Source organism: Paraburkholderia aromaticivorans, assembly GCF_012689525.1.
Taxonomy (GTDB): Bacteria; Pseudomonadota; Gammaproteobacteria; order Burkholderiales; family Burkholderiaceae; genus Paraburkholderia; species Paraburkholderia aromaticivorans_A.
This window is the reverse complement of record NZ_CP051516.1, coordinates 4,144,567-4,168,425: the sequence shown is the minus strand read 5'-3', so window position 1 is coordinate 4,168,425 and position 23,859 is coordinate 4,144,567. Positions and strand designations below refer to the sequence as shown.

At 62.2% G+C, this 23,859-nt stretch carries 29 protein-coding genes and 1 tRNA gene; 25 read left to right on the top strand and 5 right to left on the bottom strand.

Annotation, left to right across the window (positions count from 1 at the left end):
- The first annotated feature begins 19 nt into the window (after window positions 1-19).
- The 13 genes from hisC (at window position 20) to tatC (ending at window position 8,705) form a co-directional block, all read left to right on the top strand.
- A complete protein-coding gene (gene hisC, locus HF916_RS47035) occupies window positions 20-1,090 on the top strand; it encodes a histidinol-phosphate transaminase (RefSeq protein WP_168795386.1) in 1,071 nt (356 codons plus the stop codon).
- Between the two features lie 115 nt (window positions 1,091-1,205).
- Entirely contained in the window at window positions 1,206-1,793 is a 588-nt protein-coding gene (hisB, locus tag HF916_RS47030) for an imidazoleglycerol-phosphate dehydratase HisB (protein ID WP_064267519.1), read from the top strand.
- Window positions 1,794-1,882: 89 nt separating this feature from the next.
- Window positions 1,883-2,503 (top strand): MarC family protein, encoded by a 621-nt coding sequence (locus HF916_RS47025; protein WP_116143896.1) that lies wholly within the window; start codon window positions 1,883-1,885, stop codon window positions 2,501-2,503.
- Window positions 2,500-3,141 (top strand): imidazole glycerol phosphate synthase subunit HisH, encoded by a 642-nt coding sequence (gene hisH, locus HF916_RS47020; RefSeq protein WP_168795385.1) that lies wholly within the window; start codon window positions 2,500-2,502, stop codon window positions 3,139-3,141. The genes HF916_RS47025 and hisH overlap by 4 nt, the downstream gene beginning before the upstream one ends.
- Window positions 3,142-3,355: 214 nt before the next feature.
- Window positions 3,356-4,108: a 1-(5-phosphoribosyl)-5-[(5-phosphoribosylamino)methylideneamino]imidazole-4-carboxamide isomerase gene (hisA, locus tag HF916_RS47015; protein WP_168795384.1), complete on the top strand. Its 753-nt coding sequence runs from the start codon at window positions 3,356-3,358 to the stop codon at window positions 4,106-4,108.
- Window positions 4,109-4,343: 235 nt separating this feature from the next.
- On the top strand, window positions 4,344-5,117 hold the full coding sequence (gene hisF / locus HF916_RS47010; RefSeq protein ID WP_168795383.1) for an imidazole glycerol phosphate synthase subunit HisF: 774 nt from the start codon (window positions 4,344-4,346) through the stop codon (window positions 5,115-5,117).
- Between the two features lies 1 nt (window position 5,118).
- On the top strand, window positions 5,119-5,529 hold the full coding sequence (hisI, locus tag HF916_RS47005; protein WP_206001992.1) for a phosphoribosyl-AMP cyclohydrolase: 411 nt from the start codon (window positions 5,119-5,121) through the stop codon (window positions 5,527-5,529).
- Window positions 5,526-5,921 (top strand): phosphoribosyl-ATP diphosphatase, encoded by a 396-nt coding sequence (locus HF916_RS47000; protein ID WP_168795381.1) that lies wholly within the window; start codon window positions 5,526-5,528, stop codon window positions 5,919-5,921. The genes hisI and HF916_RS47000 overlap by 4 nt, the downstream gene beginning before the upstream one ends.
- 92 nt (window positions 5,922-6,013) lie before the next feature.
- Window positions 6,014-6,409, top strand: a complete 396-nt coding sequence (locus HF916_RS46995) for a DUF4870 family protein (RefSeq protein WP_168795380.1) — start codon at window positions 6,014-6,016, stop codon at window positions 6,407-6,409.
- An 81-nt stretch (window positions 6,410-6,490) separates the two neighbouring features.
- A complete protein-coding gene (locus HF916_RS46990) occupies window positions 6,491-6,856 on the top strand; it encodes a histidine triad nucleotide-binding protein (protein WP_106284199.1) in 366 nt (121 codons plus the stop codon).
- 237 nt (window positions 6,857-7,093) lie between these two features.
- Complete coding sequence (gene tatA / locus HF916_RS46985) at window positions 7,094-7,333, top strand: Sec-independent protein translocase subunit TatA (protein ID WP_168795379.1); 240 nt, start codon at window positions 7,094-7,096, stop codon at window positions 7,331-7,333.
- Between the two features lie 39 nt (window positions 7,334-7,372).
- Window positions 7,373-7,891, top strand: a complete 519-nt coding sequence (gene tatB, locus HF916_RS46980; protein WP_168795378.1) for a Sec-independent protein translocase protein TatB — start codon at window positions 7,373-7,375, stop codon at window positions 7,889-7,891.
- Window positions 7,892-7,925: 34 nt separating this feature from the next.
- Window positions 7,926-8,705, top strand: coding sequence for a twin-arginine translocase subunit TatC (gene tatC / locus HF916_RS46975; RefSeq protein ID WP_168795377.1), 780 nt, complete (start codon window positions 7,926-7,928; stop codon window positions 8,703-8,705).
- 131 nt (window positions 8,706-8,836) lie between these two features.
- Here tatC and HF916_RS46970 read toward each other — a convergent pair whose 3' ends face one another.
- Window positions 8,837-10,078: a Do family serine endopeptidase gene (locus HF916_RS46970; RefSeq protein WP_168795376.1), complete on the bottom strand. Its 1,242-nt coding sequence runs from the start codon at window positions 10,076-10,078 to the stop codon at window positions 8,837-8,839.
- Between the two features lie 19 nt (window positions 10,079-10,097).
- Between HF916_RS46970 and HF916_RS46965 the strand changes: the two genes are divergently transcribed.
- The 8 genes from HF916_RS46965 to HF916_RS46930 all read left to right on the top strand — a co-directional run bounded on the left by HF916_RS46965 (window position 10,098) and on the right by HF916_RS46930 (window position 16,750).
- Window positions 10,098-10,844: a Nif3-like dinuclear metal center hexameric protein gene (locus HF916_RS46965; protein ID WP_168795375.1), complete on the top strand. Its 747-nt coding sequence runs from the start codon at window positions 10,098-10,100 to the stop codon at window positions 10,842-10,844.
- A 231-nt stretch (window positions 10,845-11,075) separates the two neighbouring features.
- On the top strand, window positions 11,076-11,696 hold the full coding sequence (petA, locus tag HF916_RS46960; protein WP_012434493.1) for a ubiquinol-cytochrome c reductase iron-sulfur subunit: 621 nt from the start codon (window positions 11,076-11,078) through the stop codon (window positions 11,694-11,696).
- Window positions 11,696-13,075 (top strand): cytochrome b, encoded by a 1,380-nt coding sequence (locus tag HF916_RS46955; protein WP_168795374.1) that lies wholly within the window; start codon window positions 11,696-11,698, stop codon window positions 13,073-13,075. Before petA ends, HF916_RS46955 begins: the two co-directional genes overlap by 1 nt.
- A gap of 21 nt (window positions 13,076-13,096) precedes the next feature.
- Window positions 13,097-13,852, top strand: a complete 756-nt coding sequence (locus tag HF916_RS46950; RefSeq protein ID WP_168795373.1) for a cytochrome c1 — start codon at window positions 13,097-13,099, stop codon at window positions 13,850-13,852.
- 95 nt (window positions 13,853-13,947) lie between these two features.
- The gene (locus HF916_RS46945) at window positions 13,948-14,559 is read left to right on the top strand and encodes a glutathione S-transferase N-terminal domain-containing protein (protein WP_006052302.1); all 612 of its coding nucleotides are present in this window, start codon (window positions 13,948-13,950) and stop codon (window positions 14,557-14,559) included.
- A 68-nt stretch (window positions 14,560-14,627) separates the two neighbouring features.
- Complete coding sequence (locus HF916_RS46940; protein WP_168795372.1) at window positions 14,628-15,137, top strand: ClpXP protease specificity-enhancing factor; 510 nt, start codon at window positions 14,628-14,630, stop codon at window positions 15,135-15,137.
- A 19-nt stretch (window positions 15,138-15,156) separates the two neighbouring features.
- Window positions 15,157-15,232 (top strand) — tRNA-Thr (locus HF916_RS46935).
- Between the two features lie 393 nt (window positions 15,233-15,625).
- Complete coding sequence (locus tag HF916_RS46930; protein ID WP_168795371.1) at window positions 15,626-16,750, top strand: methyltransferase; 1,125 nt, start codon at window positions 15,626-15,628, stop codon at window positions 16,748-16,750.
- A 52-nt stretch (window positions 16,751-16,802) separates the two neighbouring features.
- On the opposite strand, the gene HF916_RS46925 is transcribed toward HF916_RS46930, so the two are convergent.
- Entirely contained in the window at window positions 16,803-18,068 is a 1,266-nt protein-coding gene (locus HF916_RS46925) for a TIGR03862 family flavoprotein (RefSeq protein ID WP_168795370.1), read from the bottom strand.
- Between the two features lie 382 nt (window positions 18,069-18,450).
- Here HF916_RS46925 and HF916_RS46920 point away from each other — a divergent pair, with 382 nt between their 5' ends.
- Window positions 18,451-18,660 (top strand): DUF1059 domain-containing protein, encoded by a 210-nt coding sequence (locus HF916_RS46920; RefSeq protein WP_168795369.1) that lies wholly within the window; start codon window positions 18,451-18,453, stop codon window positions 18,658-18,660.
- A gap of 89 nt (window positions 18,661-18,749) precedes the next feature.
- On the opposite strand, the gene HF916_RS46915 is transcribed toward HF916_RS46920, so the two are convergent.
- Entirely contained in the window at window positions 18,750-19,070 is a 321-nt protein-coding gene (locus HF916_RS46915; RefSeq protein ID WP_012434486.1) for a hypothetical protein, read from the bottom strand.
- Between the two features lie 385 nt (window positions 19,071-19,455).
- Between HF916_RS46915 and HF916_RS46910 the strand changes: the two genes are divergently transcribed.
- The gene (locus HF916_RS46910) at window positions 19,456-20,298 is read left to right on the top strand and encodes a class I SAM-dependent methyltransferase (RefSeq protein WP_168795368.1); all 843 of its coding nucleotides are present in this window, start codon (window positions 19,456-19,458) and stop codon (window positions 20,296-20,298) included.
- A 44-nt stretch (window positions 20,299-20,342) separates the two neighbouring features.
- Here HF916_RS46910 and HF916_RS46905 read toward each other — a convergent pair whose 3' ends face one another.
- Both HF916_RS46905 and HF916_RS46900 read right to left on the bottom strand, forming a co-directional pair.
- On the bottom strand, window positions 20,343-20,897 hold the full coding sequence (locus HF916_RS46905) for a DUF1415 domain-containing protein (RefSeq protein WP_168795367.1): 555 nt from the start codon (window positions 20,895-20,897) through the stop codon (window positions 20,343-20,345).
- 91 nt (window positions 20,898-20,988) lie between these two features.
- Complete coding sequence (locus tag HF916_RS46900; RefSeq protein ID WP_168795366.1) at window positions 20,989-21,633, bottom strand: TetR/AcrR family transcriptional regulator; 645 nt, start codon at window positions 21,631-21,633, stop codon at window positions 20,989-20,991.
- A gap of 157 nt (window positions 21,634-21,790) precedes the next feature.
- On the opposite strand from HF916_RS46900, the gene HF916_RS46895 reads away from it, so the two are divergent.
- Together HF916_RS46895 and HF916_RS46890 are read left to right on the top strand one after the other, a co-directional pair.
- Window positions 21,791-23,074, top strand: a complete 1,284-nt coding sequence (locus HF916_RS46895; protein WP_168795365.1) for an MFS transporter — start codon at window positions 21,791-21,793, stop codon at window positions 23,072-23,074.
- Between the two features lie 178 nt (window positions 23,075-23,252).
- Window positions 23,253-23,846, top strand: coding sequence for a nitroreductase family protein (locus HF916_RS46890; RefSeq protein WP_206001991.1), 594 nt, complete (start codon window positions 23,253-23,255; stop codon window positions 23,844-23,846).
- Window positions 23,847-23,859: the final 13 nt, after the last annotated feature.

Below are 23,859 nucleotides of genomic sequence, written 5' to 3'. Positions count from 1 at the left end.
CGACCCGCTTCACCGACCTATGACGACACCTCAAGACATCATCCGCCGCGACGTGCTCGCGATGACGAGCTATCCAGTTCCGGACGCCACGGGCTACATCAAGCTCGACGCGATGGAAAATCCGTTCACGCTGCCGCCGGTGCTGGCCGCGCATCTGGGCGAGCATCTGGCCGGCGTCGCGCTGAACCGCTATCCGGCGCCGCGTCCGGACGCGCTGATCGAGAAGATCAAGCGTGTGATGGGCGTGCCCGCCGGCTGCGACGTGCTGCTCGGCAACGGGTCGGATGAAATCATCAGCATGGTGTCGATCGCGTGCGCGCAGCCGGGCGCCAAGGTGCTCGCGCCGGTGCCGGGTTTCGTCATGTATCAGATGTCGGCGAAGCTGGCGAATCTGGAGTTCGTCGGCGTGCCGCTGAAAGCGGATTTCACGCTCGACACCGAAGCGATGCTGGCCGCAATCGCCGAGCACCAGCCGGCGATCATCTATCTGGCCTACCCGAACAACCCGACCGGCACGCTGTACGACGACGCCGAGATGGAGCGCATCATCGCCGCGGCTAATAAGAGCCTCGTGGTGATCGACGAGGCTTACCAGCCGTTCGCGCAGCAAAGCTGGTTGCCGCGCGCCGACGCGTTCGACAACGTCGTCGTGATGCGCACGGTGTCCAAGCTCGGCCTCGCCGGCATCCGTCTCGGCTATCTGGTCGGCAAACCCGGCTGGCTGACCGAATTCGACAAGGTGCGGCCGCCGTACAACACCAACGTGCTCACGCAAGCCGCCGCCGATTTTCTGCTCGACCACGTCGACGTGCTCGACTCGCAAGCCGCGCAATTGCGCGACGAACGCACGAAACTTGCGCACGCGGTGTCCCAATTACCGGGCGCCGAAGTGTTCCCGAGCGCCGGCAATTTCCTGCTGGTGCGCGTGCCCGACGCGTCGGTTCTGTTCGAAACGCTACTGACGGCGCGGGTTCTGATCAAAAACGTGAGTAAAATGCATCCATTGCTGGCCAATTGCGTGCGTTTGACCGTCGGTTCGCCGGAAGAAAACGCCCAATTGCTCGCTGGACTGAAACTCGTGCTGAACTGAATGGTGTGCCGAACGGCCGCGCAAGCGTTTTCCCATATCGCGGAAAAGCGCGCGTGGCCCGCCGTTTTCCCATCCCACCTACCTGACGCTTTCTAGCTAGATCCGAGGAATTACCATGCGCCTTGCGGAAGTCGTTCGCAACACCAGCGAAACGCAGATCCGTGTGAAGATCAATCTGGACGGCACCGGTCAGCAAAAGCTGGCCACCGGCGTGCCGTTTCTGGACCACATGCTCGACCAGATCGCGCGGCATGGATTGTTCGACCTCGAAATCGAAGCGCATGGCGACCTGCATATCGACGACCATCACACGGTCGAAGACACCGGTATCACGCTCGGCCAGGCCGTCGCGAAAGCGATCGGCGACCGCAAGGGCATCCGTCGTTACGGTCATTCCTACGTGCCGCTCGACGAGGCGCTGTCGCGCGTCGTGATCGATTTTTCCGGCCGTCCGGGCCTCGAATTCCATGTGCCGTTCACGCGTGCGCGCATCGGCACGTTCGACGTCGATCTGTCGATCGAATTTTTCCGCGGCTTCGTGAATCATGCCGGTGTAACACTGCATATCGACAACCTGCGTGGCCTGAACGCCCACCATCAGATGGAAACGGTGTTCAAGGCGTTCGGGCGTGCGTTGCGCATGGCCACCGAACTGGACGAACGCGCGGCGGGGCAGATTCCGTCGACCAAGGGCAGCCTTTAAGCGCTCATGAGTCGGCTATAGCCGGCTCATAGGCCAACTCAATTACCAGGACCGGGATCAGCGCTGATTGCGCTCGCGCCCGGTGTGCGATGGACATTCTGAAGTCGTTTATTTCGCTGCTGGCGTTGATCAACCCGGTCGGCGCCATCCCGTTCTTCATGAGCCTGACGGCGAATCAGAGCGATGCCGAGCGGCGTAGAACCATTCGGATCGCGGCCATTTCAGTGTTCTGCGTGATCGCGATCACCACGCTGCTCGGGCAGCAGATCATCAGCTTCTTCGGCATTTCGGTCGGATCGCTCGAAGTGGGCGGCGGGATCATCATGCTGCTGATGGCGATCAACATGCTGAACGCGCAGATCGGCAACAGCCGTTCGACGCCGGAGGAGCGCCATGAAGCCGAGCAGAAGGACAACATCGCGGTCGTGCCGCTGGCGATTCCGCTGCTGACCGGTCCGGGCGCGATCAGCACCACGATCATTTACGCGGCCGGTTCGGCGCACTGGTACGACCGGATCAGCCTCGTCGCGATCGGCGCGGTGCTGGCGGCGATCTGCTTTTTTTCGCTGCGGCTCGCCGAACCGATTGCCCGCTGGGTCGGTCGCACGGGTATCAATATCGGCACGCGGCTCATGGGTTTGATGTTATCGGCGCTGGCGGTGGAATTCATCGTCGATGGATTGAAGGCATTGCTGCCTAACTTGAAATGAAAACTTCGATAGCGATTGTGGATTACGGAATGGGCAACCTGCGTTCGGTTGCCCAGGCACTGCGCAAAGCCGCGCCGGAAGCGGACGTGGCGATCGTCGACCAGCCGGAAGCGATTCGCGCGGCCGACCGCGTGGTGCTGCCCGGCCAGGGCGCGATGCCCGACTGCATGCGCAGTCTGGCTGAATCCGGGCTGCAGGAAGCCGTGGTTGAAGCGTCGCGCAGCAAGCCGCTGATGGGCGTATGCGTCGGCGAGCAGATGCTATTCGACTGGAGCGCGGAGGGCGGCACGCCCGGCTTGGGCCTGCTGCCCGGCAAAGTGCTGCGCTTCGACCTGGAAGGCCAGGTGCAGGACGACGGCTCGCGCTTCAAGGTCCCGCAAATGGGCTGGAACCGCGTGCGCCAGGCGCAGCCGCATCCGTTGTGGGACGGCGTCGCGGACAACGCGTTCTTCTACTTCGTGCACAGTTATTACGTGGTGCCGGACAACGCCGCCCATACCTCGGGCGAAACGGTGTACGGTGTGCCCTTTACCTCGGCGGTGGCGCGGGATAACATCTTTGCGACCCAATTCCACCCGGAAAAGAGCGCCGAAGCGGGGCTGCGCGTGTATCGCAACTTCGTGCACTGGAACCCGTGAGCGTCTTTCTTCATCCTGTTGCCGTGCGCCGTTCCGCCACAAGCGGGACGTGTGCCGCGCGCCGCAAACACAGCACCGCGATCTCGTTCTGCCATGACGCCGTAGAAGGGCGTCGAAAGAGTTGTACTAAACTAGCGAAACGGCATCCCGGCGGGCTGGACCTTCAGCCGCCACTGCCGACCTTCAACCCCTTCCCAGACAACACCCGATTGCTATGCTGCTGATTCCCGCCATCGACCTGAAAGACGGTCAGTGTGTACGCCTCAAACAAGGCGATATGGACCAGGCGACGATATTTTCCGAGGAACCGGCGGCGATGGCCCGACATTGGGTCGATCGCGGTGCCCGGCGTCTCCACCTCGTCGACCTGAATGGCGCGTTCGCCGGCAAGCCGAAAAATGAAGACGCGATTCGCGCGATCATCGAAGAAGTAGGCGGCCAGATCCCCGTGCAACTGGGCGGCGGCATTCGCGACCTGAATACGATCGAGCGCTATCTGGACGACGGTTTGTCGTACGTGATCATCGGCACGGCGGCGGTGAAGAACCCCGGCTTTCTGAAAGACGCCTGCACGGCGTTCGGCGGCCATATCATCGTCGGACTGGATGCGAAAGACGGCAAGGTCGCGACCGACGGCTGGAGCAAGCTGACTGGCCACGAAGTGGTCGATCTCGCGCGCAAGTTCGAGGACTACGGCTGCGAGTCGATCATCTACACCGACATTGGCCGTGACGGCATGCTTCAGGGCATCAACATCGAAGCGACAGTGCGCCTCGCGCGCGCGGTGAAGATTCCGGTGATCGCGAGCGGCGGCTTGTCCAACCTCGCCGACATCGAATCGCTGTGCGAAGTCGAAGACGAAGGCATCGAAGGCGTGATCTGCGGCCGGGCGATTTACTCGGGCGATCTCGACTTCGCGGCCGCGCAAACCCTCGCGGACCGGCTGCGCGAATCGGACGACGCTTAAGGTCGCTAAGGCGAGCCTTAGGCTCGCCGCCCGCGTCTCGTGTTTCCGGCCGCCATCGTGGTGAACGAATCACCGGCAGCCGAAACGGACGCGGCCATGCACCGACAGAGCGCCTCAAGCCGTCCGCGTGCGACTCACCGGCAGCGCGGCGCGACTGGCCGCGCCGGCCTTGCGCCGCTCGTTGAAGTTCCAAAGCGAGCGGCCTCATCAGCGGTATTGGCAGAATTGCAAGATCATGGCTCTAGCTAAACGCATCATCCCCTGTCTCGACGTCACGGCTGGCCGCGTGGTCAAGGGCGTCAACTTCGTCGAACTGCGCGATGCGGGCGACCCGGTCGAAATCGCCCGCCGTTACGACGATCAGGGCGCCGACGAACTCACCTTCCTCGATATCACCGCGACCTCTGATCAACGCGATCTGATCCTGCCGATCATCGAAGCGGTCGCCTCGCAGGTGTTCATTCCGCTGACGGTCGGCGGCGGCGTGCGCGCTGTCGAAGACGTGCGCCGCCTGCTGAACGCGGGCGCGGACAAGATCAGCATGAATTCGTCGGCGGTGGCGAATCCGCAGCTCGTGAAGGACGCGACCGACAAATACGGCTCGCAATGCATCGTCGTCGCGATCGACGCGAAACGCGTCTCCGCGGACGGCGAAGCGCCGCGCTGGGAAGTCTTCACGCACGGCGGACGCAAGGCGACCGGTCTCGAAGCCGTCGAATGGGCGCGCAAGATGGCCGAACTCGGCGCCGGCGAAATCTTGCTGACCAGCATGGACCGTGACGGCACCAAGAGTGGCTTCGACCTCGCGCTCACGCGCGCGGTGTCCGACGCGGTGTCGATTCCGGTGATCGCTTCGGGCGGCGTGGGCAACTTGCAGCATCTGGCCGACGGCATCAAAAGCGGCCATGCGGACGCGGTGCTCGCCGCGAGCATTTTCCACTACGGCGAACACACCGTGGGCGAGGCCAAGCGCTTCATGGCCGATCAGGGCATTTCGGTGAGGTTGTGACGTGGTGAATCCTTCGGCAGTCAATTGGCTCGACAAGGTCAAGTGGGACGCGAACGGCCTCGTGCCCGTGATCGCGCAGGAAGCGTCGTCGAACGACGTGCTGATGTTCGCGTGGATGAACCGCGAAGCCCTGGCGAAGACCATCGAAACGAACCGCGCGGTGTATTTCTCGCGTTCGCGCCAGCGCCTGTGGTTCAAGGGCGAAGAGTCCGGCCACGTGCAGCACGTGCACGAAGTGCGGCTCGATTGCGACGAAGACGTCGTGCTGCTGAAAGTGGAGCAGGTGTCGGGCATTGCCTGCCACACCGGCCGTCACTCGTGCTTTTTCCAGAAATTCGAAGGCTCGGCGGAGGATGGCGACTGGGTCGCCGTCGATCCCGTGCTGAAAGACCCCGAACACATCTACAAATGACGCAATCCACGCAAACCACGTCGTCCAACCCCGCGTCCACGAACGACACGCTGCTGCGCCTCGCGGCGATCATCGACAGCCGCAAGGGCGGCGATCCCGACGTCTCGTACGTGTCGCGCCTGTTCCACAAGGGCGACGACGCGGTGCTGAAGAAGATCGGCGAAGAAGCCACCGAAGTCGTGCTGGCCGCCAAGGACGCACGCCACGGCGGCGCGCCGAAAGCGCTGGTCGGCGAAGTCGCGGACCTGTGGTTTCACTGCCTCGTGATGCTGTCGCACTTCGATCTGAGCCCGGCAGACGTGCTCGCTGAACTGGAGCGCCGTGAAGGCTTGTCGGGTATCGAGGAAAAGGCGCTGCGCAAGAGCCGCGACCGCGAGCAGAACGGCGACTGATCGTCGTGGGTCCGCGCGAGTCTTGAAGTGGAGAGCGCCGGCGCCCATATTGCACTGAACGCATCTGATCGCATCCTCGGGAGGACGCAAGCATGGAACAGTCGCACGACAGCTATCCGCCGCCGGTCTATCGCAATGCTATCGAGCCTGAGCGTGAGCGCAGCCTGCGCACGCTCACCCACGTGCTGTACGCGCTGTATGCGGTCCACTGGCTGACGGGCGGCCTGACGATTCTGATCGCGATCATCATCAACTACGTGAAGCGGGCCGACGTGGTGGGCACGCCGTACGAAGCCCATTTCGAGTGGCAGATCCGCTCCTTCTGGATGGCCTTGCTGGGTTATGCGATCGGCGGCGTGCTGCTGTTCGTCGTGATCGGCATTCCGGTTCTGTGGGCCGTGAGCATCTGGATGTTGTACCGTATTATCAAGGGCTGGCTGTATCTGTACGATAACAAGCCGCTCGCGAATCCACGTGGCTGGTTCTGAGTTTCGTCCGATGGTTGCCGGGCCTGACATGAATCGCGCCGCGTCGGCTTCGCGCTTCAGCCATACTGTGTCAGGAAATCGATGAGCCACGACCCGAACTGCCTTTTCTGCAAGATCGCCGCCGGCGAGATCCCGTCGACCAAAGTCCACGAAGACGACGAGTTCGTCGCCTTCCGCGACATTCGTCCGGCTGCGGATACGCATGTGCTGGTGATCCCGCGCAAGCACATCGCCACGCTGTCGAGCTGTACCGAAAGCGATGCTCCGCTGCTTGGTAGAATGCTGGTCTTGGCGGCGCGTTTGGCCGATCAGCTGGGCGTGGCGTACACCGGCGGCGAAACGGGTTTTCGCACGGTAATCAATACCGGTCCGGGCGGCGGCCAGGAGGTGTATCACCTGCACGCGCATATTCTCGCGGGACCGCGCCCCTGGCAGCGCATGGGCTGACGCGGCAGTGCGGGTGTGTGTGGCGAGTTTTGGTCACGGACAATAGCGCGGCCGTTGTTTTTGCCGCATTGTAACGACGCCGACGCGATCGTCTGGTCACAATGACATTCCGTGTCGCGGGTTGCAGCCGAAAGGTTCGCGGTAACGTATAGATGAAGCGTACGCGCTTCGATTCATGCCGCAAGGCGCCCGAGTTTCGCCGCATCCGGTGCGGTATCGGGGTTAAGGAGAGTAGTCATGGGTTCGTTGAGTATTTGGCATTGGCTGATCGTGTTGTTGATCGTGGCGCTCGTGTTCGGCACGAAGAAGCTGCGCAATATCGGCACCGATCTGGGTGGCGCGGTGAAGGGCTTCAAGGAAGGCATCAAAGAAGGCGAAACGCCGGCAGGCGAAGCGCAGCAGCGCGAACTGCCGCGCAACGGCGCCGTGGACGTGGAAGCAAAGGAAAAGACGCCGCGTTCGGGCGATTACCGCTAAGCCGCGGCTCAACCGCGTTACTGACGGACATTCCACTTCATGCTGGACCTCGGTCTAACCAAGATGGCGCTGATCGGCGTCGTCGCGCTGGTCGTACTCGGGCCTGAGCGCCTGCCACGCGTCGCCCGCACGGCCGGCGCGTTGTTCGGCCGCGCGCAGCGGTATATCAACGACGTGAAGGCCGAAGTCACGCGCGAAATCGAACTCGACGAACTGCGTCGGATGAAAAGCGAGTTCGAGGCCGCCGCGACCAACGTCCAAAACTCCGTTCAGGACAACCTGCGCAAGCACGAGACCGAACTGAACGACGCGTGGAGCAGCGGCACCCCGGTGTCGCCGAGCATTGCCGGCGGCGCGCTCGAAGATGTCGGCAATACGTCGTGGCCGAGCAGCACGCCGGCTGCGGCGGCCAAACGCAAGAACTGGCGCGTCAAGCAGACGGCCATGCCCACCTGGTACAAGCGCGCGACCACGCGCCGCACGCGTGTGCAGTCGGGCGCGGCGCGCGTGGCGCGGCATACGCCGGCCAGCATGCGTCGTCCGACGCGGTTCTTCTGATGATCAGAACGACAAACTCTAACCGAGGGCCGGCGTGAGCGACCCCCAGCAAACCCAGGACGAAGGCACTGAAGAGACCTTCATTTCCCACCTCGTTGAATTGCGCGACCGCATCATTCGCGCCGGCCTTGCCGTCGTCGTGGTGTTCGTCGGGCTCGTGTACTGGGCGCCGGATATCTTCCGGTTGCTGGCGCGGCCCTTGATGCAGAACCTGCCGAAGGACGGCAAGATGATCGTCACCGACGTCACCGGCTCGTTCTTCGTGCCGATGAAGGTGACCATGCTGGTGGCCTTCGTGATCGCGCTGCCGATCGTGCTGTACCAGATCTGGGCGTTCGTCGCGCCGGGTCTTTATCAGCACGAGAAGAAACTGGTTGGGCCGCTGGTGGGCAGCAGCTACACGCTGTTCCTGTGCGGCATGGCGTTCGCGTACTTCGTGGTGTTCCCGACCATCTTCCGCGTGATGGCGCACTACAACGCGCCGCTCGGCGCGGAGATGACCACGGACATCGACAATTACCTGAGCTTCGTGCTGACCATGTTCATCGCGTTCGGTGTGACGTTCGAAGTGCCGATCGTCGTGGTGCTGCTCGTCCGCATGAATGTGGTGTCGCTCAAGAAGCTCAGGGAGATTCGTCCGTATGTGATCGTCGGCGCGTTTGTTATTTCCGCCGTGGTCACGCCGCCGGACGTCTTCTCGCAACTGATTCTGGCGATTCCGCTGATCGTGCTGTACGAGGCAGGGATTATTGCGGCGCGGTTGATCGTTGGCAAGCAGCCGGTGGTGATCGAAGACGCGAGCCCGTCAGATTGATGGTTTAGCGCTTCGGCGAACTCACGCAAACAAAAAGGGCAGTCCGTAATGGACTGCCCTCTTTGTTTGGCACGCGGCGCATTGCTTGTGCTTGTCGCCGGCCATTGCGCTCGGATTGCCCTTCGCTACGGTCAGCCGCCGTCGTCGTCCTGATCACCGCCACCGCCACCGCCACCGCCACCGCCACCGTTGTCCTCGGCCGGCTGCTTCGGCGGAGGCGGGCGTTTGCCGATGGTGACATCCAGATCCATCTCCCGGCTCTTGCGCACCAGATGCACCTTCGCGGCGGTGCCCGGCTTGATCTGCGCGATCACATTCAGAAGACGCGTGGTGTCGGTGATTTCCTGACCGTTCACGCTCACGAGAATGTCGCCCGGCTTGATGCCCGCACGGTCCGCGGGGCCGTTCTTCAGCACACCCGCGACAATCGCGCCCGACTTCTGCTCCAGCCCGAACGATTCGGCGATCTCCGGCGTGACGTCCTGCGGCTCGACGCCGATCCAGCCGCGTGTGACCGAACCCGTGGTGATGATGCTCTCGAGCACGCTGCGCGCCGTGGAGACAGGAATCGCGAAGCCGATGCCGAGCGAGCCACCCGAGCGCGAATAGATGGCGGTGTTGATGCCGAGCAGATTGCCGTTTACATCGACCAGCGCGCCGCCCGAGTTGCCCGGGTTGATAGCCGCGTCGGTCTGAATGAAGTTTTCGAACGTGTTGATGCCGAGGTGATTACGCCCTAGCGCGCTGACGATGCCCATGGTCACCGTCTGGCCGACGCCGAACGGATTGCCGATGGCGAGCACTACGTCGCCCACGCGCGTCTGGTCCATGCGGCCGAGCGTGATGGTGGGCAGATTGGTCATGTTGACCTTGAGCACAGCCAGATCCGTTTCCGGGTCGACGCCGATCACCTTCGCATTCGTGGTGCGGCCGTCGGCCAGCGCGATTTCGATCTGATCGGCGCCGTCCACGACGTGCTGGTTCGTTAGAATGTAACCTTCCGAACTCACTATCACGCCGGAGCCCAGATTGGACGCGGGTTGTTCCTGCTGCTTGCGGTTCTTGTCGCCGAAGAAGTAGCGGAACAGCGGATCTTTCGCGCGCGGGTCGGGTGGCAGTGAGCCATCCTTGCTGGAGAACACATTGACGACCGCGGGCATGGCCTTTTGCGCGGCGTCTGCGTACGACGCCTGAGCTGGGCCGCTACCGATGCCTGGCGCCACTTCCCGCAGGGCGACGATCGGTTCGGCGAGTTGCTTGCCGAATTGCCCTTGACGCTGGAGCCACTGCGGTTTGAGGGTCGCAATGATGAACATGAGCGCCAACAGCACGGTCACCGCTTGGGCAAAGAACAGCCAAAAGCGTCTAAGCATCTGAAGACTAGAGGTTTATATGGATCGGATCGAACTTGAATTGTACTTGAACAATCTCCTTGAAACCGCGCGCTTCAAGGACTATTGCCCCAATGGATTGCAGGTCGAAGGGCGTCGCAAGATCAATAAGCTCGCGACCGGCGTGACCGCTTCGGCGGCCTTCCTGGAGGCCGCGCTCGACTGGGGCGCGGACGCCGTGCTGGTTCATCACGGCTACTTCTGGCGCAACGAAGCGCCGCAGATCACCGGTCGCAAACACGCGCGGCTGAAACTGCTGATCGCCAACGACCTGAACCTGTTCGCCTATCACCTGCCGCTCGACGACCATCCCGAGTTCGGCAACAACGCGCAGATCGGCGCGAAGATGGGCTGGATCAGCGACGCGCGCTTCGGTGAGAACGACCTCGGCTGGCTCGCCACGTTTCCGATGCCGATCACGCTCGCGCACTTCACAGCGCAAATCGAGCAGACGCTTGGCCGCACGCCGCTCGTATTCGGCGACGCGGAGCGCGAACTGCGTCGCGTGGGCTGGTGCACGGGTGCCGCGCAAGGCATGTTCGACGCGGCCATTAACGCTGGCGCTGACGTTTATCTGACCGGCGAAGTGTCGGAATCGGTGATGCACACATCGGCGGAAAGCGGCGTCGCTTTCCTCGCGGCGGGCCACCATGCCACCGAGCGCTTCGGTGTGCAGGCGGTGGGCAAGCATCTGTCCGAGTCGTTCGATATCGAGCACCTCTTTATCGATATCTCTAATCCCGTTTGAATCGCAAGATTGACGCAAAACGCATTAGCGTTGCAAAAGGCAGGAATAACGGAGAGGGCACTTAAAAGGAGGCGCAAAAAGGTCTGCGATTCGTACGGAGAAACCCTGATTTATCAAAGGCTTCGCACGGTTTTTGGCAATCGGGCCTTGTAAATGGCGACTCCATTCGCGCAAACTAGCGGCGGAAGAAGCGACGTGAAGGAAAAATCCAACTCAGAAGTGGGGCGTGTGATGCGAGACAAGGAAGATGAACGCGTCGACGGCAGCCGCCGTACCTGGCTGATAGCGACGACCGTAGCAGGTGGCATAGGAGGCGTAGCCACTGTCGTACCCTTTGTTAGTTCGTTTGCACCATCTGAAAAGGCCAAGGCAGCAGGTGCCCCGGTCGAAGTCGATATCAGTGATCTCAAGCCCGGCGACATGAAGACCGTTGCCTGGCGAGGTAAGCCGGTGTGGATCATCAACCGCACCGACAGAATGCTCGCCGATGTCCAGAAAGCCGATAACGAAGTAGCGGATCCCCACACCAAGAATCCTTTTTCGATGCCGTTGCCGGAGTACTGCAACAACGAATTCCGTTCACGCACCGACCACAAGAACCTTTTCGTCGCCGTCGCCGTGTGCACCCATCTGGGCTGTACGCCGACGCCGCGCTTCCAGGAGGGCGCGCAGCCCAATCTTCCAGACGACTGGCCAGGCGGCTTCCTGTGCCCTTGCCACGGCTCCACCTATGACATGGCCGGCCGCGTCTTCAAGAACAAACCAGCGCCGCAGAACCTCGACATCCCGCCTTACATGTTCACGTCGGCCACCGGCCTCGTGATCGGCAAGGACGAGAAAGGAGAAGCGTAATGGCGATCGAACACGAAGTAGAGACGACCGGGCTGGTCGGCTGGATCGACCGGCGCTTTCCCCTGACTTCTACCTGGAAGAAGCACGTTTCCGAGTACTACGCTCCGAAGAACTTCAACTTCTGGTACTTCTTCGGTTCGCTTGCGCTGCTAGTGCTGGTCAACCAGATCGTCACCGGCATCTTCCTCACTATGAACTACAAGCCCGACGCGACGCTCGCGTTCTCGTCGGTCGAGTACATCATGCGTGAGGTGCCGTGGGGCTGGCTGATCCGCTATATGCACTCCACGGGCGCGTCGATGTTTTTCGTCGTCGTCTATCTGCATATGTTCCGCGGGCTGATGTACGGCTCGTACCGCAAGCCGCGCGAACTGGTGTGGATTTTCGGCTGCGCGATTTTCCTGTGCCTGATGGCCGAGGCGTTTTTCGGCTATCTGCTGCCGTGGGGCCAGATGTCGTTCTGGGGCGCGCAGGTGATCGTGAACCTGTTCTCGGCGATCCCGTTCATCGGTCCGGATCTGTCGCTGTGGATTCGCGGCGACTATGTGGTCTCGGACGTCACGCTAAACCGCTTCTTCGCGTTTCACGTGATCGCGATTCCGCTGGTGCTGATCGGTCTGGTGGTCGCCCACCTGGTCGCGCTGCACGAAGTGGGATCGAACAACCCGGACGGCATCGAGATCAAGGCGAAAAAGGATCCGGACGGCATTCCGCTCGACGGCATTCCGTTCCACCCGTACTACTCGGTGCACGATTTCATGGGCGTCACGGTGTTCCTGATTATCTTCGCGGCGATCATTTTCTTCGCGCCGGAGATGGGCGGCTACTTCCTCGAAGCGAACAACTTCGTGCCGGCCAATCCGCTGCAAACGCCGCCTGAAATCGCGCCAGTGTGGTACTTCACGGCCTTCTACGCGATGCTGCGGGCCACCACGGATTCGTTCAAGATCGTGCTGATGGTCGTGATCGGCCTGCTCGGCCTGCTCGCGCTGGTGCGCGCGCGCGGCAAGTGGAAACTCGGCCTGCCTGTGCTCGCGGTGCTGGTGATTCTGGTCATGGCGTTCACCGAGTCGAAGTTCTGGGGCGTGGTGGTGATGGGCGGCGCGGTGGTGTCGCTGTTCTTCCTGCCTTGGCTCGACCGCTCGCCGGTCAAGTCGATTCGCTACCGGCCGTTTTTTCACAAGGTGTTTTACGGAATCTTCGTGGCGGTGTTCCTGACGCTGGCCTTCCTCGGCACTAAACCACCGTCGCCGGCCGCCACGTTGATCGCGCAAGTCTGTGCGCTGATCTACTTCGCGTTTTTCCTCGGTATGCCGTTCTGGACGCGGCTTGGCACGTTCAAGCAGCCGCCCGAGCGGGTGCGGTTCAAGCCTCACTAATCGCGAGCCAGGAGAACACGAATGAAAAAACTGCTTACGAAGTGCGCGCTGATCGGCGCAACACTGCTCGCGGTGCTGGCCGCCCCGGCTTACGCGGACGAGAATTTCCCTCTCGACCGCGCGCCGGATAACGCGGAGAATTTCGCTTCCTTGCAGCACGGCGCGCAATTGTTTGTAAACTACTGCCTGAATTGCCACAGCGCGAACCTGATGCGCTACAACCGCCTGACTGACATCGGCATCGCGCCGAACGAAATTCAGGCGAACCTGCTGTTCACCACGGATAAAGTCGGCAACACCATGACCGTGGCGATGCGGCCGGCCGACGCGCAAGCGTGGTTCGGCGCGAGTCCGCCGGATTTGTCGGTGGAAGCGCGAGCGCGGGGCAAGGACTGGCTGTACACGTATTTGCGCAGCTTTTACCGCGACAATACGCGGCCGACCGGCTGGAACAATCTGGTGTATGAAAACGTGAGCATGCCTCACGTGCTGTGGCAGCTTCAGGGGCAACGTACCGCGAAGTTCGGTGACGAAACCGACGAAAGAACTGGCGAGACGGTACACAAATTTGTCGGCTTCCAGCAGGTCACTCCGGGGACGATGTCGCCGGTAGATTATGATTCTGCTGTGGCCGACCTCGTGTCGTACCTGTCATGGATGTCCGAACCGACCCAGAAAACCCGCAAACAGCTTGGCGTGTGGGTCCTGTTGTTCCTCGGTATCCTGAGCTTTTTCGCTTGGCGATTGAACGCCGCGTACTGGAAACATATCAAATAATCACGCCGTTACCCGGCGTGGGGCCGGCGCCAGGAAAAACCTGTTGAACGGTTTTTCCGCGCGCTGGCCTTTCAGCTTTTTGAGGAAACGTAAACATGATGGTTCTGTATTCCGGCACAACTTGCCCGTTCTCCCAGCGCTGCCGGCTGGTGTTGTTCGAAAAGGGCATGGACTTCGAGATCCGCGACGTCGACCTGTTTAACAAGCCGGAAGACATCGCCGTGATGAATCCGTATGGTCAAGTGCCGATTCTCGTCGAACGGGACCTGATTCTGTACGAATCGAACATCATCAACGAGTATATCGACGAGCGCTTCCCGCACCCGCAACTGATGCCGGCCGATCCGGTTCAGCGCGCCCGCGCCCGCCTGTTCCTGCTGAACTTCGAGAAGGAACTGTTCGTTCACGTCGGCACGCTCGAAAACGAAAAGGGCAAGGCTGCCGAGAAAAATCACGAGAAGGCCCGTCTCGCAATCCGCGATCGTCTGACGCAACTCGCGCCGATCTTCCTGAAGAACAAGTACATGCTCGGCGAAGAGTTCTCCATGCTCGACGTCGCGATCGCGCCGTTGCTGTGGCGTCTGGATCACTACGGCATCGAGCTGTCGAAGAACGCCGCACCGCTGATGAAGTACGCCGAGCGCATTTTCAGCCGCCCGGCTTATATCGAAGCGCTGACGCCTTCGGAAAAGGTGATGCGTCGTTGAGTTTGGCTTTGGGGTGAGGGCCGCGCGGCTGACTGAGCGCGGGCCCGCGCCCGGTAAGAGGACTGTTGATGCAAGAGATTTCCACCAAGCCTTACCTGCTCCGCGCGCTCTATGAGTGGTGCACGGATAACGGCTATACGCCGCACATCGCGGTCCGGGTCGACAATCAGACGCGCGTGCCGCGTCAGTTTGTGCGCGACAACGAAATCGTGTTGAACATCAGCTTCGAGGCGACCAGCCAGTTGCAGATGGGCAACGAGTGGATCGAGTTCAGCGCGCGTTTCTCCGGCAAGTCGCACAAGATCGAGGTGCCGATCGCCAATATTCTTGCGATCTATGCGCGCGAGAATGGTCAAGGCATGGCGTTTCCGGTCGAGTCGACAGGCGGCGAAGCGCAGGATTCCGGCGCCGACGCGGAACTGGCCGACGAGACCGAAGCGCCCGCGCCACGTGCGGTCGAAACGGCGCCGGCTACGGATGTCGCCACCGCCAAAGCGGATAGCGAGACGGCCGGTCCGCAGCCTGACGACGATGGATCGAAAGGCGGCGGAAGGGCTCGCCTCAAGATAGTAAAATGAAGTAGAATCACGGCCTCATGCCGGCTTAGCTCATCAGGTAGAGCGCTTGACTTGTAATCATGAGGTGGCGGGTTCGAGTCCTGCAGCCGGCACCAGTTGTACTAAACGGGGTTTCTGTTCAGTCAGAAACCCCGTTTTTATTTGTGCTCGCTCGTTGATAGAGGCGCTGTGTTAAAGCCGCTGCACGGCCCTGCAGCTTGCGAAGAGAGTCGGCTCCGTGAAGCATTGGTGAGACTCGTAACGGTCCAAAATCACCATATCTCTTTCACCTTGTCGATTGTGGACGTTTTAGTCTACGGTTTCCCGGTCGAGGCCAGTAGATAGCGCGCTTCACCCGTTCCCGTCGGCGAATAGCGCACCGCGAACCCGGACGACAGAGGTACTATTCGGGCGTCAGTCGGCAACGCTTCCAAGTACTCCGGCGGGCAACGCCCCCGATGACGCGGCTTCTCAGCGCGTCGCTCCCGCAACACCGATCCCACCTCACCATGACCAGCCCTGCAACCATCACCTGGCCCGAAGCCGACGGCCCCCGCTCCGCGCGTTGGCGCTCCGAAGCAGCCGTGCCGCCGCCCAAGCGTGTCATCGTCGCAGACGACCGCACCACCGCCGATTCCGCGTACCGACTCGCGTGCGAAGGGACGGCGCTCCTGTGGAACGGCGACTTCCAGAACGCCCGCCAACTGCTGCAAGCAGTGACGCGCCGGCTGGAGCGCAAACCGCGCAAGCAGGGCGAAACGCCGCTCGACGCATTCAATCTGCATCGGCAGGCGCAGTCGCAACGCGCGCGCACGCTCGGCATGATCCTGATTCCGCTCGACGCCGCATACGGTATTCCGCTGCGCCGCGCGCCCGATGTTCAACAAGCCTGCATCGAAACCTACGGACCGTCGACCGACGAGCCGTCCGTCGTGTCGCTTCGCGAACTGCTCGGCATGATTGGCGCGCACGAGTGGCGCAAGAAGGGCGTCGAGATTCCCGCGCTGGGCGACCGGATTCATCCGCACTACGGCGTGTTCTCACCGGTGCGCGGCGAGTATGTGGATCTCGTCGCGCGCACGCCGCTGCCTTCGCTGAACAAGGCGTTTGATATCGGCACGGGCACGGGCGTGTTGTCGGCGCTGCTCGCCAAACGCGGCGTGAAGAAAATCATCGCCACCGATCAGGATCCGCGCGCGCTCGCTTGTGCGCGCGAAAACCTGACGCGTCTCGGCTACGACCAGCAGATCGACGTCGTGCAAGCCGATCTGTTTCCGGAAGGCCGCGCGCCGCTGGTGGTGTGCAATCCGCCGTGGGTGCCGGCAAGGCCGGCTTCGCCGATCGAGTACGCGATCTACGATGCGGAAAGCCGCATGCTGCTCGGTTTCCTGAACGGTTTGGCGGAGCATCTGTCGCCGGGCGGCGAGGGCTGGCTGATCATGTCGGATTTCGCCGAGCATCTCGGCTTGCGCACGCGCGACTGGCTGCTTGCCGCCATCGACAAGGCGGGTTTGACCGTGTTGGGTCGCGAGGACATTCGTCCGCGGCACCCCAAGTCGACCGACGAAACCGATGCGCTGCACGCGGCGCGCATGGCCGAAGTGACGTCTCTGTGGCGTCTGAAGGCGCGATAAGCGGTGAGACGCAGTGCGGCTCTCTCAGCAACGAGAACTGCAATGCGGCGCGTCAGGTCGATGCACCGCCGACATACGCCGCCGCCCCACGCCCTGCCGCGAGGCCGCTGGCAAAACAGGCGGTGAGCAGGTAGCCGCCCGTCGGTGCTTCCCAGTCGAGCATTTCGCCCGCGCAGAAGACGCCGGGCAGGCGCTCGATCATCAGATGCTCGTCGAGCGCCTCGAAGGGAATGCCGCCGGCGGTGCTGATCGCTTCCTCGATCGGCCGGGCACGCGTGAGCCGCACCGGCAGCGCCTTGATGGCGTGCGCGAGGCCGTTGACGTCGGCGAAGGCTTCCTTCGACAAAATCTCGTGCAACAAAGCCAGTTTTACCCCGCCAATGCCGATCCGGCCGTGCAGATGGCTCGACATCGAGCGTGAGCCGCGCGGTCGCGTGACTTCGGCGACGACCCGCTCCAAGGCCAAGCCTGGCGCCAGATCGAGCGTGATCGTGACGTCGCCGTCAGTCAGAATCCGCTCCCGAATCACGGCCGATAAGGCATAGATCAGACTGCCTTCGAGGCCCGTTTCGGTCAGAAGTATTTCACCTTGTCGATTGTGGACTTTATTGTCTACATCGGTGAGCGCGATGGCCACCGGCTTGACCGGTTGACCCGCGAAACGCTCGCGCAGATAGGGGCTCCAGTCCACGTCGAAGCCGCAGTTCGCGGGCAGCAAGGGCGTGACTGGCACATCGCGCGAGGTCATCAGCTGAACCCACGCGGCGTCCGATCCCAGACGCGGCCAGCTTGCGCCGCCCAGCGCGAACACCACGGCGTCGAAGGTGACGGCTTGCTCGCCGTCGGGCGTCGCGAAACGGAGCGTATGCGTGGCGGCGTCGCCAGCTTCAGTATCCCAGCCGCTCCACTTGTGGCGCATGTGAAACCGCACGCCCGTCTCGCGCAGTCGATGCAGCCACGCACGCAGCATCGGCGCGGCTTTCATATCGGCCGGAAAAACGCGCCCCGAACTGCCGACGAATGTCTCCACGCCCAAACCGTGCAGCCACGCGCGCAAGGCGTCGGGATCGAAGGCCCGCACGAGCGGCGCGATCTGCTCGCGGCGCGCCCCGTAGCGGCCGAGAAACGGCTCCAGCGGCTCCGAATGCGTGATGTTCATGCCACCTTTGCCCGCCATCAGAAACTTGCGGCCGACCGACGGCATGGCGTCATAGACGTCGACCTGCACGCCTTGCTGAGCGAGCGCCTCGGCGGCGATCAAGCCGGCGGGGCCGCCGCCGATCACGGCGACGCGGGCGGAATCGAATGAGGATGACATGCGGGCCTGCGGAGGAGCGGAAGAGGCGGCGCGCCGACGGTTTGGATGATCCGGCAGCGCGAAGGGCGCTATTTTCACACCGCGGGCAGCGCAGGGCAAACGCGCGGGCGGGTCGGCGGGACGAAAAAGGCTGGGCTCAGGCGGTCCTGCATCCGCCTGGCTTGCATCCGCTGCTGTGTTATCCGACGGCGCGACCTATACTTTTCAGACACCTTGCATCGGACGCCGCGCGCGTCTTCCTCGCGTCAGACCAACTCGCCGCCTTCCCCGCCAACCGGCGCTATCCGTGCGATCGGAGCCGCCGTGTCACGGCCGGCGATCTGGTCCGCGCGTCTGCTGCCTGCGTGGATGTCCGAACGTCGTCTGAATCAAGGAGACTGCCATGTCCCGCAAATACATCGATTGCCGCGAGTTTCCGAGCGAAACGAACTGCACCGTCGCCCTGTCCGCCGACAGCGAGAGCGAATTGCTCGACGCCGCCGTGCAGCATGCGGTTGCGGTGCACAAACACACGGATTCGCCGGAATTGCGCTCGCAACTCAAGACGCTCTTTCACGACGGCACACCGCCGGCCGAGGCGCCGCGCGCGTGAACTGCTGTCTTTCGGGAAGTACAGAAGGAGCGACCCGCGCGAACGGCGTCTTGCCGCCCGCGCGGGTCGCAGCATCGTTGAGCGATGTCCTAGCCGGGGTACGCCTCGTCCACCTTCAACCCGGCGAGCTTGAAGATGACCCGCAGCGTTTGCGGTTTGATATCGCGCCGCGAAGCAAGCGTAGTCATGACGAAGTCGAGCACTTTGGCGTACTTGAGCATGGTCAGGCAGGTTTCCATGTCCACGCTGCCGTCGCGCATGACTTCGGCCAGACGGAGCATTTCCGTCGAGATATCGCGGGCCATTTCCAGTTCGAGTTGCTGCTTCTCGGACCACGCCGGGGTGGCGATGAGTTTCGCCAGCATTTCCTGAAATTTCTGCTCGACGTTTCCGTTGGGTACCGTATCCATTGCCGCCTCTTCTATTTTCCGAGCACGCATCCGCTTGAAGTCTCGGCGCGCTGCTGGTTACGTAACGTTCGGCCCGTGTTCCGGGACCGTCCTCCCCACATGCATTCGGTTCGCGTGGTGAAAGCCACGGCCGCAGCCCGTTGTTATAGGCGCCACGGCCAGCGCCATCGGGGCTGGCCGTTACGCAAGCTGCTTTTGCGCCTTTCCGGAACCTTCCACTTGACGCTTTTTTGAGCAGGAAGTGTTCCAGGTTTATGCCCTTTCTGACATGCTTTGCGCGGCTCCTTCGGTCAGCAAGCCGCACTTTGGGTAAACTGGCAGCAACTTTTCCCTTTTTCCGTCACCTGTCGCACGTTCGCGCTGCAATTATTGGCGGTTTCCCCCGATGTCCAGCAAAACGCACGAAATCCGTCCGAACCAATCCGTCGAGTTGTTGAAGGAGCTTCACATCCTCACACGCGACGGCAAGATGAACCAGGACAGCCGTCGCAAGCTGAAACAGGTCTATCACCTGTTCCAGTTCATCGAACCGCTGCTCAAAGACCTCAAGAACCAGCAGGGCGCCGTGACCCTCATCGACCACGGCGCGGGCAAGTCCTATCTAGGTTTTATCCTGTATGACCTTTTCTTCAAGGAGTTTCAGGAAGAAGCGGGTGGTGCGTCGCACATATACGGCATTGAGACGCGCGAGGAGCTTGTCGCGAAGTCGGAGGAACTGGCGGGCCGGCTGGGATTTACGGGCATGTCGTTTCTGAATCTGTCGGTGGCGGACTCGATCACGTCGGACCGCTTGCCGGCCCAGATCGACATCGTGACCGCGCTGCACGCCTGCAATACCGCGACCGACGACGCGCTGCGCTTCGCGCTCGAAAAGAAGGCGAAGTACATCGTGGTCGTGCCGTGCTGTCAGGCCGAGGTGGCAGGGGTGTTGCGGCAGAACAAGGGCAAATCGCTCGGCAACGCCCTGACGGAGATCTGGCGGCATCCGTTGCACACGCGGGAGTTCGGGAGCCAGATCACGAACGTGCTGCGATGTTTGCAGCTCGAAGCGCACGGCTATCAGGTCAGCGTGACCGAACTGGTGGGTTGGGAGCATTCCATGAAGAATGAACTCATCATCGCCCAGTACAAGGATTTGCCGAGGCGCCGGCCGGCCGAGCGTCTGAACGAGGTGATGGAAACGCTCGGAATCGAGGAACTGAAGGAACGGTTTTTTGTTTCAGCCTGATCGGGCGGCATCGCGCGGTCGCTTGTTGCGAGCCGCTACGCGACTTACCGCGTCATCAACGCGGCCCAGCCGGCCAGGCCGATTCTGCGGAGCGTTTCCTGATTCCGCTCGTAAATCGCTTCAGCGTCGGGAAAAGCCTGAACCGCGCGTTCGATGCTGTCCTCGCGTAGCAGATGCAAAATCGGATACGGCGCGCGATTCGTGTAGTTCTCGATATCGTCGGGCTCGCTGCCTTCGAACTGATAAAAGGGATGGAAGCTCGCGATCTGAACGACGCCTTCGAGCCGAAGCTGCTTGAGCATGCGTTCGGCGAAAAACAGGCAGTCGTTGTAGTCGAGAAAATCGCTGAGCGCCTGCGGCACGATTAACAGCGTCGTATCCACGGCATCCGGGTCGGCGGCGACCAGCGTCTGAAGCTCGGTTTCAAGATCGGTCAGCACGCCTTCCATGTCCACGGCATCGCTGACGGCATAGCGAATCTGCCCCTTCACGTGGACTGCCTTCGCGAACGGACACAGGTTGAGGCCGATCACAGCCTCGGTCAGCCAGTGACGAGTAGCGGCAACAACGGCATCGTGGGATTCGGTGGACAACGGCATGGCAGGCGGCGCGGGAGATAAAGCGCCATTTTAACGGGGCGGCTCGGCATCGATTCGCGCCTCGCTCAAACAGAGCCGCGAAGCAGAAAATTCAGTCAGCCGCTGCCGCCGCGCCGCACGCCGCGGCGATCAACTGTGCGGCGACTTTCGGCGCGGCCAGAACGGGCCCGCATCCGGGCCCGTAGGTCTGGCTGGCCGCATACACGCCTTCGATCATCAAACCCAGCGCATTGGCGAGCGCTGCGGGATCATCGGCGCCCGCCGCCGTCGTCAGTTCCGTGAGCCGCGCCATCAAGCGCGCCTTGTTGCGAAACACGAACTGCCGCACCGGATGCGCCGCCTCCGGAAACTCCACCGACACGTTCACGAAAGGACAGCCGCGATAATCGTCGACGGACGCGCGCACCGCGAGGTCGTCGAAATATTGCTGAAGCTGCCTTGCCGGCTCGCCCGGATGCTTAGCGAAGCTCCGCTCCACGTAGCCGAAGAACTGCTCGTCCTTGCGCTCCAGATAAGCCATGACCAGTTCGTCCTTCGACGAAAACTGCCGGTACAAGCTCATCTTGTTCACGCCGGCGCGCTCGACCACCGCGTCCACGCCGACGGCTCGCACGCCCTCACGGTAGAACAGCTCGTCCGCGGCACGCAGCAAATGCTGCTGCGCCTGCGGTCCGGCGGTCTGCGCGCCGCGCGTGCGCCGGGCAGCCGCTGGCTTTGGGGTTTCACTGTCGGACATGGATGGTCACCTGAACTCAATTAACGCCTTGACATGTTACCGACCAGTAACTAGTATCGCAACACCTATTGTGACTGATCTGTCACAGATCCTTTACTGAATGCGTAACAATACACAAGCGGCGTCGCCTGCGGGGCAGGTGTCGATTGGAGAACTGATGAACTGGGCAGCAAGACTGATTGGCGGACGTTTCCACTACGGCTGGCTGACCGTCGCGGTGGTGTTTCTGGTACTGCTGGCGGCGGCCGGCACGCGCGCCACGCCGAGCGTGATGATGTTGCCGCTCGAGCATCAATTCGGCTGGAGCCGCGCAACGATTTCCCTGGCGATCTCGGTGAACATCGCGCTGTACGGTCTGATGGGACCGTTCGCGGCGGCGGCGATGCAACGTTTCGGCGTGCGCCCCACGCTGCTGGCTGCGCTGGGGACGATGGCGGCGGGCGTCGCGCTGTCGTCGCTGATGACGCACCCGTGGCAGATGGTGCTGATCTGGGGCGTGATGGTCGGCGGCTCGACGGGCGTCGCGGCGCTGTCGTTGTCGGCGACGGTGGTGACGCGCTGGTTCACCACGCGGCGTGGCCTCGTCATGGGTATTCTCACGGCGAGTTCAGCGACCGGCCAACTCGTGTTCCTGCCGATGCTCGCGGCCATCGCCGAGCACGACGGCTGGCGGCAAGTGGTATGGGTCGTCGCCATTGCGGCCGCGATCGTGATTCCGCTGGTTGCGTTTCTGTTGCCCGAGCGCCCGGCCGACATGAAGCTGCGTCCGTACGGCGAACCGCACGATTCGCCCATCAACAGCACCTTCACCAAACAGAATCCACTGGCGATCGCCTTCGGCACACTCGCCATGGCAAGCAAAACGCGCGACTTCTGGCTGCTGTTCTTTAGCTTCTTTATCTGCGGCGCGAGCACCAACGGCTATGTCGGCACCCATCTGATCGCGATGTGCGGCGACTACGGCATGACGGAAGTGCAGGGCGCTTCGCTGCTCGCCGCGATGGGCATCTTCGATCTGTTCGGCACGACCCTCTCGGGCTGGTTGTCGGACCGCTTCGATAGCCGCGTGCTGCTGTTCTGGTACTACGGTCTGCGCGGTTTGTCGCTGATGTTTCTGCCGCACGCGTTCGGCATCGACTTCTTCGGTCTGCCGCTGTTCGCCGTGTTCTACGGACTCGACTGGATCGCGACCGTGCCGCCGACCGTGCGTCTGGCCACCGACGTCTACGGCAAGGAATCGGCGCCGGTGGTGTTCGGCTGGGTCGTCGCCGGCCATCAACTCGGCGCGGCTTTCGCAGCCCTCGGCGCCGGCATGCTGCGCGCGAGCCTCGGCACCTATACGGTTGCGTCGATGATTTCCGGCGGTTTGTGCCTCGTGGCCGCGATGATCGTGTTGCGGATCAACCGGCCCGTCAAAGTGCCGGAACCGCAGGCGGCATAAAACCGCGCGCGGCGAACCGAGCATCGCAAGAATCGCGGCCCCGCAAGGGGCCGTTTCGCTGTTGCAGGCAGCGCTAAACAAACTACTCGCTTGTTGGCGCACGCGCGCCGAAGCCCGGTTATGCTATGTGACCCCGGGCAGTTGCCCGTCGATCATGAATTTCGACCGAGAGAAGCGCATGGCCAACAAACCCGCCCCTACCGCAATTGCCATTCACGAGCTGATTGCAGGCCGCTGGAGCCCGCGCGCGTATTCGAGCGAGCCGGTGAGCCGTGAGCATCTGCAAGCCGTGCTCGAAGCGGCACGCTGGGCGCCGTCTTCGTACAACGCGCAGCCGTGGCGTTTTCTCGTATTCGACCGCAGCGTCGATGAAGTCTCGTTCAAGCAGGCCTTCGCCACGCTGGTGCCGTTCAACCAGGGCTGGAATGCGCCGGCGCCGGTGCTGATCGCCGTGACCACGCACACGCTCACCAACAAGGGCGAGGTGAATCGCTGCGCACCGTACGATGCGGGCGCCGCCGCGATGGCGCTGGTCTTGCAGGCGCATGCGCTCGGACTGGCCGCTCACCAGATGAGCGGTTTCGACCCGAACGCGTTCCGCACGGCATTCAAGCTGCCGAGCGACGTCGAAGTGATCGCGATGATTTCGCTCGGTCATTACGGCGACGTGGACAAACTGGATCCGGTGTTGCGTGAGCGCGAGAAGTCGGTGCGTCAGCGTCTGCCGCTGGCGGAAATCGCCTATAGCGGTGGCTGGAAGAAAGCGTTCTGAGCGGCTCGCAATT

What these genes read in the sequence shown, in the direction of transcription:
- hisC (WP_168795386.1), top strand. Translation starts at nt 20, where the DNA reads ATGACGACACCTCAAGACATCATCCGCCGCGACGTGCTCGCGATGACG.
- hisB (WP_064267519.1), top strand. Translation starts at nt 1,206, where the DNA reads ATGCGCCTTGCGGAAGTCGTTCGCAACACCAGCGAAACGCAGATCCGT.
- HF916_RS47025 (WP_116143896.1), top strand. Translation starts at nt 1,883, where the DNA reads ATGGACATTCTGAAGTCGTTTATTTCGCTGCTGGCGTTGATCAACCCG.
- hisH (WP_168795385.1), top strand. Translation starts at nt 2,500, where the DNA reads ATGAAAACTTCGATAGCGATTGTGGATTACGGAATGGGCAACCTGCGT.
- hisA (WP_168795384.1), top strand. Translation starts at nt 3,356, where the DNA reads ATGCTGCTGATTCCCGCCATCGACCTGAAAGACGGTCAGTGTGTACGC.
- hisF (WP_168795383.1), top strand. Translation starts at nt 4,344, where the DNA reads ATGGCTCTAGCTAAACGCATCATCCCCTGTCTCGACGTCACGGCTGGC.
- HF916_RS47000 (WP_168795381.1), top strand. Translation starts at nt 5,526, where the DNA reads ATGACGCAATCCACGCAAACCACGTCGTCCAACCCCGCGTCCACGAAC.
- HF916_RS46995 (WP_168795380.1), top strand. Translation starts at nt 6,014, where the DNA reads ATGGAACAGTCGCACGACAGCTATCCGCCGCCGGTCTATCGCAATGCT.
- HF916_RS46990 (WP_106284199.1), top strand. Translation starts at nt 6,491, where the DNA reads ATGAGCCACGACCCGAACTGCCTTTTCTGCAAGATCGCCGCCGGCGAG.
- tatA (WP_168795379.1), top strand. Translation starts at nt 7,094, where the DNA reads ATGGGTTCGTTGAGTATTTGGCATTGGCTGATCGTGTTGTTGATCGTG.
- tatB (WP_168795378.1), top strand. Translation starts at nt 7,373, where the DNA reads ATGCTGGACCTCGGTCTAACCAAGATGGCGCTGATCGGCGTCGTCGCG.
- HF916_RS46970 (WP_168795376.1), bottom strand. Translation starts at nt 10,078, where the DNA reads ATGCTTAGACGCTTTTGGCTGTTCTTTGCCCAAGCGGTGACCGTGCTG.
- HF916_RS46965 (WP_168795375.1), top strand. Translation starts at nt 10,098, where the DNA reads ATGGATCGGATCGAACTTGAATTGTACTTGAACAATCTCCTTGAAACC.
- petA (WP_012434493.1), top strand. Translation starts at nt 11,076, where the DNA reads ATGCGAGACAAGGAAGATGAACGCGTCGACGGCAGCCGCCGTACCTGG.
- HF916_RS46955 (WP_168795374.1), top strand. Translation starts at nt 11,696, where the DNA reads ATGGCGATCGAACACGAAGTAGAGACGACCGGGCTGGTCGGCTGGATC.
- HF916_RS46950 (WP_168795373.1), top strand. Translation starts at nt 13,097, where the DNA reads ATGAAAAAACTGCTTACGAAGTGCGCGCTGATCGGCGCAACACTGCTC.
- HF916_RS46945 (WP_006052302.1), top strand. Translation starts at nt 13,948, where the DNA reads ATGATGGTTCTGTATTCCGGCACAACTTGCCCGTTCTCCCAGCGCTGC.
- HF916_RS46940 (WP_168795372.1), top strand. Translation starts at nt 14,628, where the DNA reads ATGCAAGAGATTTCCACCAAGCCTTACCTGCTCCGCGCGCTCTATGAG.
- HF916_RS46930 (WP_168795371.1), top strand. Translation starts at nt 15,626, where the DNA reads ATGACCAGCCCTGCAACCATCACCTGGCCCGAAGCCGACGGCCCCCGC.
- HF916_RS46925 (WP_168795370.1), bottom strand. Translation starts at nt 18,068, where the DNA reads ATGTCATCCTCATTCGATTCCGCCCGCGTCGCCGTGATCGGCGGCGGC.
- HF916_RS46920 (WP_168795369.1), top strand. Translation starts at nt 18,451, where the DNA reads ATGTCCCGCAAATACATCGATTGCCGCGAGTTTCCGAGCGAAACGAAC.
- HF916_RS46915 (WP_012434486.1), bottom strand. Translation starts at nt 19,070, where the DNA reads ATGGATACGGTACCCAACGGAAACGTCGAGCAGAAATTTCAGGAAATG.
- HF916_RS46910 (WP_168795368.1), top strand. Translation starts at nt 19,456, where the DNA reads ATGTCCAGCAAAACGCACGAAATCCGTCCGAACCAATCCGTCGAGTTG.
- HF916_RS46905 (WP_168795367.1), bottom strand. Translation starts at nt 20,897, where the DNA reads ATGCCGTTGTCCACCGAATCCCACGATGCCGTTGTTGCCGCTACTCGT.
- HF916_RS46900 (WP_168795366.1), bottom strand. Translation starts at nt 21,633, where the DNA reads ATGTCCGACAGTGAAACCCCAAAGCCAGCGGCTGCCCGGCGCACGCGC.
- HF916_RS46895 (WP_168795365.1), top strand. Translation starts at nt 21,791, where the DNA reads ATGAACTGGGCAGCAAGACTGATTGGCGGACGTTTCCACTACGGCTGG.
- HF916_RS46890 (WP_206001991.1), top strand. Translation starts at nt 23,253, where the DNA reads ATGGCCAACAAACCCGCCCCTACCGCAATTGCCATTCACGAGCTGATT.